Source organism: Collibacillus ludicampi (assembly GCF_023705585.1).
Classification (GTDB): domain Bacteria; phylum Bacillota; class Bacilli; order Tumebacillales; family BOQE01; genus Collibacillus; species Collibacillus ludicampi.
Genome location: NZ_BOQE01000001.1, coordinates 2,615,120 through 2,627,364 on the forward strand (window position 1 = coordinate 2,615,120; position 12,245 = coordinate 2,627,364).

14 protein-coding genes are annotated in these 12,245 nt (G+C 51.6%); all 14 read left to right on the top strand.

What is annotated here, in order from left to right; translation table 11 throughout:
* Window positions 1-93: 93 nt before the first annotated feature.
* The 14 genes from DNHGIG_RS13255 to DNHGIG_RS13320 all read left to right on the top strand — a co-directional run bounded on the left by DNHGIG_RS13255 (window position 94) and on the right by DNHGIG_RS13320 (window position 12,176).
* The gene (locus tag DNHGIG_RS13255) at window positions 94-504 is read left to right on the top strand and encodes a hypothetical protein (protein WP_282200031.1); all 411 of its coding nucleotides are present in this window, start codon (window positions 94-96) and stop codon (window positions 502-504) included.
* A complete protein-coding gene (locus tag DNHGIG_RS13260; protein ID WP_282200032.1) occupies window positions 501-1,697 on the top strand; it encodes a DUF2800 domain-containing protein in 1,197 nt (398 codons plus the stop codon). The genes DNHGIG_RS13255 and DNHGIG_RS13260 overlap by 4 nt, the downstream gene beginning before the upstream one ends.
* A 100-nt stretch (window positions 1,698-1,797) precedes the next feature.
* Window positions 1,798-2,394, top strand: coding sequence for a DUF2815 family protein (locus DNHGIG_RS13265; RefSeq protein ID WP_282200033.1), 597 nt, complete (start codon window positions 1,798-1,800; stop codon window positions 2,392-2,394).
* Window positions 2,395-2,459: 65 nt separating this feature from the next.
* Window positions 2,460-2,786: a nucleoside triphosphate pyrophosphohydrolase family protein gene (locus DNHGIG_RS13270; RefSeq protein WP_282200034.1), complete on the top strand. Its 327-nt coding sequence runs from the start codon at window positions 2,460-2,462 to the stop codon at window positions 2,784-2,786.
* Entirely contained in the window at window positions 2,783-4,744 is a 1,962-nt protein-coding gene (locus DNHGIG_RS13275) for a DNA polymerase (protein ID WP_282200035.1), read from the top strand. The genes DNHGIG_RS13270 and DNHGIG_RS13275 overlap by 4 nt, the downstream gene beginning before the upstream one ends.
* Before the next feature lie 31 nt (window positions 4,745-4,775).
* Complete coding sequence (locus DNHGIG_RS13280) at window positions 4,776-5,219, top strand: hypothetical protein (RefSeq protein ID WP_282200036.1); 444 nt, start codon at window positions 4,776-4,778, stop codon at window positions 5,217-5,219.
* Window positions 5,220-5,372: 153 nt separating this feature from the next.
* Window positions 5,373-5,885 carry a hypothetical protein gene (locus DNHGIG_RS13285; RefSeq protein ID WP_282200037.1) on the top strand — a complete coding sequence of 171 codons (513 nt, stop codon included), beginning with the start codon at window positions 5,373-5,375 and terminating at the stop codon, window positions 5,883-5,885.
* A 305-nt stretch (window positions 5,886-6,190) separates the two neighbouring features.
* Window positions 6,191-7,564: a helicase-related protein gene (locus DNHGIG_RS13290; protein ID WP_282200038.1), complete on the top strand. Its 1,374-nt coding sequence runs from the start codon at window positions 6,191-6,193 to the stop codon at window positions 7,562-7,564.
* Window positions 7,554-8,177: a hypothetical protein gene (locus DNHGIG_RS13295; protein WP_282200039.1), complete on the top strand. Its 624-nt coding sequence runs from the start codon at window positions 7,554-7,556 to the stop codon at window positions 8,175-8,177. The genes DNHGIG_RS13290 and DNHGIG_RS13295 overlap by 11 nt, the downstream gene beginning before the upstream one ends.
* Window positions 8,146-9,126, top strand: coding sequence for a DNA-methyltransferase (locus tag DNHGIG_RS13300; protein WP_282200040.1), 981 nt, complete (start codon window positions 8,146-8,148; stop codon window positions 9,124-9,126). The genes DNHGIG_RS13295 and DNHGIG_RS13300 overlap by 32 nt, the downstream gene beginning before the upstream one ends.
* Window positions 9,127-9,137: 11 nt before the next feature.
* Complete coding sequence (locus tag DNHGIG_RS13305) at window positions 9,138-9,365, top strand: hypothetical protein (RefSeq protein WP_282200041.1); 228 nt, start codon at window positions 9,138-9,140, stop codon at window positions 9,363-9,365.
* 22 nt (window positions 9,366-9,387) lie between these two features.
* Window positions 9,388-9,657, top strand: a complete 270-nt coding sequence (locus tag DNHGIG_RS13310) for a hypothetical protein (protein WP_282200042.1) — start codon at window positions 9,388-9,390, stop codon at window positions 9,655-9,657.
* A 13-nt stretch (window positions 9,658-9,670) separates the two neighbouring features.
* Entirely contained in the window at window positions 9,671-12,025 is a 2,355-nt protein-coding gene (locus tag DNHGIG_RS13315; protein ID WP_282200043.1) for a virulence-associated E family protein, read from the top strand.
* A 1-nt stretch (window position 12,026) separates the two neighbouring features.
* The gene (locus DNHGIG_RS13320) at window positions 12,027-12,176 is read left to right on the top strand and encodes a hypothetical protein (protein ID WP_282200044.1); all 150 of its coding nucleotides are present in this window, start codon (window positions 12,027-12,029) and stop codon (window positions 12,174-12,176) included.
* Window positions 12,177-12,245 lie beyond the last annotated feature (69 nt).

Below are 12,245 nucleotides of genomic sequence, written 5' to 3' on the forward strand. Positions count from 1 at the left end.
AACCGAACTGCATCGTGTGTGCTAATGAACTTACTGACGAAGACCGTTTTGAGGGTCTTTGCAATACATGTGCCAAGAAAGAGGGGATTTTGTATGAACATCACATTGAATATTGAAGCAAGTAGTCCAGCGGAGTTACAGGAGGCTATTACCGGACTAGCGGGTATCGTTGGTGGAGCAGTTTCACCTCAACCGGACGCACCAACAGTTTCCACTCAGGAAGAGCCGGAGAAGCCAAAACGGACTAACAGAACAACGACTAAACCGGATAAGCAGCAAGATCCTGAACCAGCGAACGAGCCAGAAGATAAAAACGCTGAATCGCCTGAGCCTGAAAATGTTCCCACAGTCGTTGAGCTCCGCGCCAAAGCACAGGAGAAGGGTAAAACACCGGAAGGCAAAAAAGCGATCAAAGCGTTGCTGGAGAAATTCGAGAGCAAGTCTATTTCCGATATTCCGGAAGAGAAAAGAGCTGCCTTCCTGGCTGCACTGGAGGAACTATGAGCACACCAGCACATGCAGAACGCTCTCACGCCTTGCTGAGTGCGTCGAAGGCAGCGCAGTGGATAAATTGCCCGCCTAGCGCCCGGCTGCAGGAGGGCATCCCTGACAAGCGGAGTGAGTACGCCGATGAGGGCACTGTCGCCCATGAGTTGGCCGAAATCAAATTGAGACGCCGTATCCTTCCGTGTGATTCCAAAGAGCGGGATCGCCTGGATAAAGCGCTGGAGGAGATCAAAGCCAACAAGTTTTACGGCCCCGAGATGGAGAACGCCATCCAGGAGTATGTGGAGATCGTTTGTGAGCGCTTCATGGAAGCGAAGGCAAGATCCAGTGACGCGATAGTACTACTGGAGGAACGGTTGGACTTTTCCGAGTGGGTTCCTGACGGTTACGGTACCGGGGACGTAGTGTTGATCTCTGACGGCGTGCTGGAGGTCATTGACCTCAAATACGGAAAAGGAGTTCCGGTCAGCGCCCAAGGCAATCCGCAGATTCGTCTCTACGCACTTGGCGCATGGTGGTCGCACAACTGGCTCTACTCGATCCATGAGGTTCGCATGACTATCATTCAACCTCGTCTGGACAACATCAGCACTGCCATTATGCCTCTCGATGAGTTGATCGAGTGGGCGGAGACTGTCGTAAAGCCTTCTGCGGCGCTAGCCTTCGCAGGAGAGGGCGAATTCAAGGCAGGAGACCATTGCCGCTGGTGCAAGGTCAAGGGAAACTGTCGAGCCAGAGCGGAGGAGAACATGAAGGCACTCGCATACGAATTCAAAGATCCGGCGTTGATGACTAACGAGGAAATCGGCTCCATCTTATTCATCGCCGAACAGCTCCAGGCTTGGGCAAAAGATGTTCAGGACTACGCCTTTGAGCAGGCCAAGGCCGGTCAGCGAGTTCCGGGGTGGAAGTTGGTAGAGGGACGAAGTAACCGGCAGATCACCGACAAAGATGCCGCCCTAGCTGTCCTCAAGGCCGCCGGATTGGAACAAGAAAAATACCTAAAAGTGGATCTGCTCGGCATCAGTGAGCTGGAGAAGCGGATCGGAAAGAAAGAGCTGGCGGCTCTGATTGGCGACTGGATTGTCAAGCCGCCCGGCAAACCGGTACTCGTTCCGGAGACGGACAAGCGTCCAGAGCTGAACAGCATCGAGCAAGAATTCTCGAGCGAGGATTTCGAGTTGGAGTAAGTTTTCTTTTTCAATTGAGTACATTGGACAGACTCTCCCATTATAGCCTACGCCAATGTATTCCGTAATATACTTATCAAATCAAGGAGGCAAACAGATTATGGCAATCGACAACAACGCAACGAAAGTAATCACGGGAAAAGTACGACTCTCTTATGTGCATATTTTCGAACCGCAAATCACCGATGGCGGCGATGAGAAATACAGTACGGCAATCCTGATTCCGAAGTCCGACAAAGAGACGCTGCGCAAGATCAAAGCAGCGGTTGAGGCGGCGAAAGAAATCGGAAAAACCTCGAAGTGGGGCGGGAAGATCCCGGCCAACCTGAAGTTGCCACTTCGCGACGGTGACGAAGAGCGTCCAGACGACGAAGCATACGCTGGCCACTACTTCCTGAATGCTACGAGCAAACAAAAGCCAGGCATCGCAAAGCCGCTCGGTAAAGGTCCGGACGGTAAGATGAAGTTCCAAGAGATTACGGACAGCACAGAAGTATACAGCGGATGCTATGCGCGGGTCAGCTTGAACTTCTATCCGTTCGACGCGAAAGGTAACCGCGGTGTCGCGGCTGGTCTTAACAACGTTGTGAAGGTGCAAGATGGTGAGTTCCTAGGTGGCAGAGCAAGCATTCAGGATGAATTTGCGGATGTGGAGTTCGACGACGATCTCGACGACGACGAAGATTTCTTAAGCTAATCCAAAAATAGGGGATTCGGCAGCGGGTCCCCTTTCTCATCCAAATTATTCGGGGGAGGACGGCAATGAATATCAACGAACTGGTCAAAGAAGCACACCAGATGGCTATAGACAAAGGCTGGTACGAAGAGCCGCGAACGTTCGGCGAGATCATCGCCCTGGTGCACTCCGAACTGTCGGAGGCACTGGAAGACTTCCGGGCGGGGAGAAGGATCAACGAAATCTACTATGAGGGCGACAAACCGTGTGGCATCCCGATCGAACTCGCAGACGTGGTCATCCGCATCTTCGACACGTGCGGGTACTACGGCATCGATCTGGAAGAAGCGATCGAAGAGAAGATGGCTTATAACGCAAAGCGGCCAAAGAGACATGGCGGGAAGAAGCTATGACGGTACTGCAAATCGACCTGGAAACCTACTCTAGCATCGATCTGACCAAATGCGGAGTTTACCGCTACGTCGAGAGTCCTGACTTTGAAATCCTGCTATTCGCTTACGCATATGATGATGAACCGGTAACCGTGATAGATTTGACCGCTTTTGAAGATTTGCCAGAGCAAGTCCTGCACGATCTGACAAATCCAGCTGTCATCAAAACAGCTTTCAATGCGAACTTCGAACGGGTTTGTATTGGAAAACACTTTGGAATCTATTGTGATCCCCTCCAGTGGCGGTGTACGGCGGTACATGCGCTGGCACTGGGGCTCCCAGGACACCTGGAGGGAGTCGCCCAAGTGCTGAAGCTCGAAGCGCAGAAGGACGCCCGAGGTAAAAACCTGATTAAGTATTTCAGCGTTCCCTGCAAGCCGACCAAGGCAAACGGCGGCCGCACCCGGAACCTTCCACATCACGACCCGGAGAAGTGGCAGCAGTACATCGAGTACAACCGGCAGGACGTGGTGGTAGAACGGGAAATCCGGCGGAAGTTGAGCCGGTTCCCCTTGCCCGACCACGAATGGCGGCTGTGGGCGCTCGATCAGCGGATCAACGACCGAGGCGTCCGACTTGATCCGTTGCTGTTCCGGCAGGCGATTACTTGTGACGCACAATACGAGGAGCGGTTAGTAGCCGAGGCCAGGGAGATCACCGGTCTGGAGAATCCGAACAGCCTGCAACAACTTAAGGAATGGCTGGCTGATCGCGGTTTAGATGCGTCGGAAGGGCTTTCCAAGGATCACATGCCTGCACTGCTGGACGCGGCACCGGATGAAGAAACGCGCCGGGTACTGGAGTTGCGGCAAGAGATGAGCAAGACGAGCGTGGACAAATACAACGCCATGGAACGTTCCATGTGTGCAGATGAGAGGGCCCGGGGACTGCTCCAGTTTTACGGCGCTAATCGAACAGGCCGGTGGGCAGGGCGTATAGTGCAAGTTCAAAACCTTCCACAGAACAAGATCGAGGACTTGGCGCTGGCGCGGGAGACGTTGCGAAGCGGAGATTTTGAACTGCTAGAAATGCTGTACGGATCACCGCCGTTTGTGTTGAGCCAGCTCATTCGTACCGCATTCATCCCGTCACCTGGCTGCCGATTCATCGTGTCGGACTTCTCAGCGATTGAGGCCCGCGTGGTCGCTTGGCTGGCAGACGAACACTGGGTGTTGGACGTATTCCGTAGCCACGGAAAGATATACGAGGCCACAGCGGCGCAGATGTTCAAGGTGCCGTTCGAAACGATCGTCAAGGGACATCCCAACTATGAACTGCGGGCAAAGGGGAAGGTCGCTACGTTGGCCTGTGGTTATCAAGGCGGCCCGAACGCGCTGATCGCCATGGGGGCGCTCAAAAGCGGCATCCCAGAAGACGAACTACCCGGACTGGTCAAGCAGTGGAGACAGGCCAATCCGAACATCGTCAAACTCTGGTACGCCGCCGAAGATGCAGCCGTGACGGCAGTGAGGGAGAAAACGACAGTAAAACTGGCTCACGGTGTCCAGTACCGATACGAGGCAGGCGTATTATTCGCTGACCTGCCGAGTGGCCGAAGCCTCACCTACGTGAATCCGCGAATAAAGCCCGATCCTAATTTCGACAAAGACGGTCTGGTGTACGACGGAATGGATCAAGTCAAAAAGAAGTGGATGTCGCAACGAACATACGGCGGCAGACTGGTGGAGAACCTGGTGCAGGCCATCGCTCGGGATTGCTTGGCTGTGGCGTTGATGCGGTTGTCCGCAGAGGGATACGAGATCGTCATGCACGTACACGACGAAGTGGTTCTTGATGTACCGATAGGAGCCGGATCCGTGGAGCATGTGACGTCTGTCATGAGCGCGCCGATCGAATGGGCACCGGGGCTACCGTTGGCTGCAGCCGGATTTGAATGTGATTTCTATATGAAAGATTGATGGTTGAAAATCTGTGAGAGGAGAGGTACGGATGAGAGCGGTTGTAAGTAAACACAAGCTAGGGTACCCGCGCTTCGGTACGGCGGGTCAAACATACGAGAGCGAATGCACAGTCCGGCAGCTGACGGACGAGGAGCGAGAACGCTTGGACAAGCTCCTCGGACCACCAAAAAGGCCTCTTCCGAAGTCCAAGATCACCCAATTGAGTAAGTCGGTGGCTCCGCAGTTTGTAGACGAGAACACATTAAAGTTACCCAATACAGTTTACATCGCGCAGTTCGAGAACCGAAGAACACAAGTCTATCACATCTACCAAGACTGTGGAAGCGGAAAGGGTGCGGAACCGCGGGACCTAAGCGAGGCAAAGAATATCGGTCTAAGAGTCTGTGCGTTCTGCAAGATCAGATATGTGAAAGAGAAAAGAAAGAGTTCAGAAGGGCCGGACAAAAGTCCGATTTCCAGAGAGGATGAGTGATCACCATGCGGCGCGCGAACCGGAGGCGCAGAAGACTGGAGCGCGGCGTGGTAGTCATCTTGGATGTTCGGACGGAACGGAAGGCTGAGGAAATCCATAGGCCCGGGAAGCTCGTGGCTGTCGCGGAGTGGAGAAAGGAGATGGGGGTAAGAAATGAATCTCTATGATTTCTACATCACGCCTGATGAATATGAACAAGCGGCTAAGAATGGCATTCGTCCAGCACTTCTGGAAGTACGCATCCGATCACTTGGATGGCCAAAATCCAAAGCAATCAACACTCCACCACACAAGAAAAAGCGATTAAGTAGCAACTGGATCAAGCTAGCAGAGCAAAACGGCATCTGCTACAGCACTTTCAAACATCGCGTAAATCAACTTGGGTGGGATCCAGAACGAGCAGCCACGCAGCCTCTCCAAGATCGGAGAGCACAAGCGAAATACGCATACGAACGAAGCAGAAAATATCCTGCGCAATACTTGGAACTAGCTAGACAAAATGGAATCAATGAAAGGACGTTCCACCGACGGATAAAGTCAGGATGGGATATCGAGAAAGCAGCAACACGACCGCCGATGACCGGCAGAGAATGCGGACTACTAACAAAAGAAAAAAGAGAAAAAGAACTTCAGTTCATTTTCCAGAGTAAGAAATTCAAAAGGTGACTTTGATGAATGACATTTATGTCGTCATGGCCGCGAAACGTACATTCTCGCTGTCGGGGACGAGCGGATTTGGAAAGCGGATCGCGGGGAGGTGCGGAAATGTGGATGCTCAGAGTAGAGTTTGATCATTATCCGAAACCGAAGTTTGCACGTAGCAAGTATTCAAACCCCTTCTTCTCAGTACCAAAATTCATCCTGTATTGGAATCCTTATCCCTACTCTTGGATGTGGTCATATGGCAAGAAAGAAAAAACAATTAGCTGAAGTGTGGATACATGAATTTCTGACGAAAGGAGGGCGCTTTCTTGGGGACATACGAATCTTTCATTCAAAACAAACGAGCTGTCATGCCGCCATCCGGTTTCCATGTCGATCGGGACAAGCTTCACTCCAGTCTATTTGACTTCCAGCGTGATCTGGTCCGCTGGGCGCTACTGCGAGGGCGTGCGGCAATCTTCGCTGGTACAGGACTCGGAAAAACACGCATGCAGATAGAATGGGCGATGAACGTCCATCGGATCACTGGCGGTGACGTCCTTCTTCTTGCACCGCTGGCTGTCGCTTCTCAAACAATCCGCGAAGGCGCGGAGTTAGGATACGAGATCCACATGTGTCGGAGTCAAGACGACGTGAAGCCAGGGCTGAATATTACAAATTACGAGATGCTACATCATTTCGAACCGGTATTATTTGAGGGTGTTGTCCTGGATGAGTCGTCGATCCTCAAGTCGTTCACCGGTAAGATACGGACAGAGCTGATTGAATCCTTTGCTTTCACTCCGTACCGGCTTGCCTGCACAGCGACGCCGGCGCCAAACGACTTCATGGAGATTGGAAATCATGCGGAGTTCCTGGGCGTCATGAGCCGGACGGAAATGCTCTCCATGTTCTTTGTCCATGACGGCGGGGAGACGCAGAAATGGCGACTAAAGGGGCACGCAGAGGATGCATTCTGGCGGTGGGTGGCCTCCTGGGGCGTGGTATTGGAGAAACCATCTGATCTTGGATACCCGGATGACGGATACATCCTGCCACCGCTGAACATATACGACCATGTGATTGAAGTTGAGGGAGAGCCGGCGAAAACGCTATCACAGAGGCAGCGGGCCCGCAAGGAAACAGTAGCAGAGCGGGTGGCGGCCTGCGCGGAAATCGTCAATGCGACGGACAAGCCTTTCCTCGTCTGGTGCGATTTGAATGTCGAATCAGAGATGCTCGCGGCCGCCATCCCCGACGCGGTCGAGGTGAAGGGATCGGACAAGCCATCTCACAAGGAGAAGGCAATGCTTGACTTCGCAGCTGGCAAGATCCGTGTTCTGGTCACCAAACCCTCGATCGCCGGGTTCGGGATGAACTGGCAACACTGTGCTGACATGGCTTTTGTCGGATTGTCTGACAGCTTCGAACAGGTATTTCAGGCAATTCGGCGATGTTACCGATTCGGCCAAAGACAGCCCGTGAACGTGCATATGATCACGTCTAGCCGGGAGGGCGTCGTGGCCGAAAACATCAAGCGAAAAGAAGACGATTTTCGGAAGATGGTGTCTGAAATGATCAAATACACCAAGGACATCACATCCGAATCGATCCGATCGACAGAACGAGAAGTTGCTGAATACGTTCCCAAGCAACCGATCATTATCCCTTCGTGGTTAAGGAGTGAAAGGTTTGCAAGCTGATAAAAACAACAGCAGAAAAGGCGGATATATTGAGACGTTGACTGGAATTAAGTTCTATCCGCTCGATCCTCGGCCAGATGATTTTTCTCTGGAAGATATATGCCATGCAGTAAGTAGAGAGCAGCGCTTTGGTAATCATACCGAAGCACGTTATAGCGTAGGCCAGCACCTGCTCATGTGCGCAAAGTTCGCCAAGGATATGGGATTTAGCCCTTACGTTCAGTTTTTATGTGCTACTCATGATCTCCCCGAGGCATACGTGCGTGATTTACCCAGGCCGATTAAACAGTCATTCAGCAAGTACCAAAACATGGAAAAACGCATACTCCGTGTTCTGTGGCATGAGTATTTCGGAATTCGCAAACCTACGAAAGAGGAGATCAGTCAATTAAAGTTCTGCGACAATTCGGTGTTGATGTCTGAGGCATTCGAGCTGGGGATCAACAAAACAGATTGGGTAAATGTCTCTGAAATAGTAGGCGGATACGTCGATCACTCTGAACCGACAGACCAAGAGGTTAGAGATTCACTGAAAATATTAATTATGAAATTACTTGAGCAGTTAAAGGGCGGTGGATCGCATGCAAGTAAACACGATCGACCAAGTCATTGAACAGGATTTCGCGATATACAACGGTGACTGCGTGGAGATCACACGCGGTCTACCGGACAATAGCATTCATTACAGCATCTTTTCTCCACCGTTCGCTTCGCTTTATACCTACAGCAATAGCGACCGAGACATGGGGAACTGCCGGAATGACGAGGAGTTTTTCGAGCATTTTCGCTTCTTGGTTCGCGAACTGTACAGGGTGATGATCCCGGGGCGGTTGGTCAGCTTCCATTGCATGAATTTACCAACATCGAAAGCCCATCACGGTTACATCGGAATCCGGGACTTTAGAGGCGATTTAATCCGCGCGTTCGAGGCAGAGGGATTCATCTACCATAGCGAGGTTTGCATCTGGAAGGATCCGGTCGTCGCTCAGCAACGGACCAAAGCACTCGGTCTGCTCCATAAACAAGTTGTCAAGGACAGCGCGATGAGTCGACAGGGCATTCCGGATTATCTTGTCACCATGCGTAAACCTGGCATCAATCCGGAGCCGATTTCGGGGGAGTTCGAGGAGTTTATAGGCGAAGGACTAGACGTAAGCCGAGAGGCGTATGAAAGGCACGCGGCCGAGGTCCGGGCTGCCGGAAAGGAGCCATGGCCGTTTGAAATGTGGCGCTCCGTTTTCATCTGGCAGAAATATGCGTCGCCCGTTTGGATGGACATTAACTCAAACAACACGCTCCAGTACCGATCCGCGCGTGATGAGAAGGATGAAAAACATATCTGCCCGCTGCAGCTCGACGTGATCGCTCGCGGCGTGGAACTCTGGAGCAATCCAGGTGATGTCGTATTCTCGCCATTTGCCGGCATTGGTTCAGAAGGTTACCAGGCAATTAAAATGGGGCGCCGGTTTATAGGGATCGAGCTCAAGGAGAGCTATTACCGGATCGCTGTGAACAACCTTCGGATGGCGGTGGATGAAGCATTTGAAGAGCTACTGGGGTGAGGTGGACAGACGTGAAATTTAGAAAGTGTCGCAGTGGGTGGCATCCTCCTGTTTATAGAGGAAAAAAGCACGGTATTTTGATCACCGTCGATAGGTCAGAGCATGGCTGGTACTTTTATGGCGGCGGTCATAATTCACTACGTAGCGGAATTGGATCTTTTCCAACTAAGGAGCAAGCTTTCGAAGCAGCAGAAAAATGGTGCGATATGAAAGCTAAAAACCGACACAAAACTGATTGACATGGAACGGGGAGGCGAAACCATGGATTACGAGACACTCGGTCGAGAAATTGGCGCTCTGGTCAACGAGAAAAACGCTGCCTATGGCGATTCCTTCGCCAAGTGCGGAGAGTTTCTCAAGCTGTTATACCCGGACGGGATCCAGCCAGAGCAGTACACGGATGCGCTATGCTTAGTCCGCATTTTTGATAAGCAAATGCGGATCGCAACGAATAAGGGTGCTTTCAGTGAGTCTCCTTACCGGGATATCGTTGGATACGGACTGCTGGGAGTGGCAAAGGACGAGGCATGAAGGAAGTGGCGATATGCACTACATTGAGCTCGACATTAGTTTCGGCAAACACCGCGCCGACACCAACTGGAAACCAGAATACTTAACATGGGAGGAGTTTGTCGACAGACTCCGGAAAGTACGCCGCACGTCCGAGACTATGGCTGAATACGACCGCATGAGCAACAACGCCCGCGGCAAGATCAAAGACGGGCCCGCTTTCGTAGGCGGGCTTGTCCGGGGCGGCCGGCGCAAGAAAGAGAACATCGACACGCGCAGCCTGATCACGCTGGACGCCGACCATGCTGATGACGACTTTCTATTCGCTACAGAACTCGTCCTCGGTGGCTGCGCATACGTCGTGTACTCCACGCATAGCCATCGGCCACATAAGCCGAAGTACCGCCTTATTGCACCGGCAAGTCGGACGATGAGCCCGGATGAATACGCCGCTGTAAGTCGAAAAATAGCGGAACAGATCGGCATGCATTACTTCGACAAAACGACGTTTGACGTCCATCGGCTTATGTATCTACCCAGCTGCAGTAAAGATGCGGATCCGGTCCTGGAAGTTTACGAAGGTGATCCTGTGGACGTTGATGCGGTACTGGCGGAGTACGAGGATTGGCGGGATCCGCTGCAATGGCCACGGCATCCAAATGATAAGGTACAACGGCAGCCGGCAAAACGCATGGAAGACCCGCGGTCAAAGGAAGGATTGGTCGGCGTGTTTTGTCGTTGCTACACGATCAGTGAAGCGATAGCGACGTTTCTACCGGACGTCTATGAGTCGGTAGCCGACAGCCTGACGCGATATACCTATGTCGGCGCCACGGGACACGGTGGACTTGTAGTTTATGACGACGACACGTTCGCTTACTCGCACCATGAGAGCGATCCGATCAGCGGCAGAGAAGTCAACGCTTTTGACTTGGTTCGGATACACAAATTTGGGAAGCTGGATGACAGAGCCAGCGAGAAAACAAATATCACCAAGCTGCCAAGCTATACGGCCATGCTGGCATTTGCGGCACAGGACCCGAAGGTAAAGCGGCTGATCATGATCGAAAGACAAAAAGAATTCGAGGAAATGTACGGAGAGGGCGGCGATTTAGAGGACGATGAAGATGACGCGTGGATGGAGAAGTTGGAACGCCACCATAAAACTGGAGAGATCCTGTCAACACCAAGCAATATTGAAATCCTGCTCTCTCATGGGGAATGGAAAGGTGTTTTAGCATATGACGCATTTGGTAACACGGAGGTAATTAGAAAAGATTTGCCATGGAGAAAACGAGAACGTAGGGATGTGGATTATGAGCCATGGTTAGCCGAAGATGACCGCAGACTACGGCACTGGTTGGGAAAAAAATATAAAATCCGCGGGGCAAACGTGATCATTGATGCATTTACGGAGGTAACCCGCAAAAATCGTTTCCATCCGATCAAGGAATACCTTGAATCTCAATTTTGGGACGGTGTTCCGCGTTTGGAGCGGTTGTTTATCGATTATCTGGGGGCGGAAGACAATCACTATGTCCGACAAGTCACACGAAAAATGTTGGTCGCCGCCGTCAAACGACTTTACGAGCCAGGTTGCAAATTTGACCAAATGCTAGTTCTCATCGGACCACAAGGAGCAGGAAAAAGTAGTTTGCTTGCCAAGCTTGGCCGGAAGTGGTTTTCGGACTCTTTACGGACATTCGAAAACAAGGAAGCAGGTGAACACCTGCAGTCTGGCTGGATCTTCGAAATCGGGGAGCTTTCTGCTATGAAAAAGTCCGAGGTCGAAGAAGTGAAGGCGTTTTTGTCCAAAACGGAGGATCGGTATCGTGTGGCTTATGACAGGCAGGTTTCCGAATTCCCAAGGAAATGCGTCTTTTTCGGAACGACGAATACCCGAGATTTTCTCAGGGACTCCACAGGAAACAGACGGTTTTGGCCGGTTGACGTTCATCCGGAAAAAGCCAAGTACAACCATTGGACTCATCTGACTGATGAGCTTGTAGGGCAAATATGGGCTGAAGCGCTGCACTTATACAAGGCGGGCGAACCCTTAGAACTGGATGAGGAAGCAAATACGGAGGCGATACGACAGCAAGCCCTTCACATGGAGACAGATCCACGAGAAGGCATCATTCAGGAATGGCTCGAAACGCCCATAAAAGACGAATGGGGAGAAAACAATGGGGAAGAAGTTTACCGAACGCGTGTGTGTGCAGCGCAAATTTGGGTGGAGTGCTTAGGCAACAAAAAAGGATCTATGCGACCTTGGGAAGCAAAGGAGATTTGCGACATTTTGCGACGCATCCCGGGGTGGGAAGAGAGAAAAGGTAAAGCGAGAGTCGGGGAATACGGTGTTCAAAGAGTGTTTGAAAGAGTGCAATAAGATGTTGCCTGAAGATGTTTCCTTAGTTGATTTTGTACGGCAACATACGGAAACATCGGCAACACGAATAGTTGCCACAGTTGCCGAGGTGTTGCCGAAAAACATACCGGTACGGCAACACCAAGAACCTGCACCACAATTGCGTTTCTAGCTATATGTTGCCGTTGTTTCCTTAATCTTAATAGAAATAATAGATGTTTAAATAGCAATGCGAATCAAA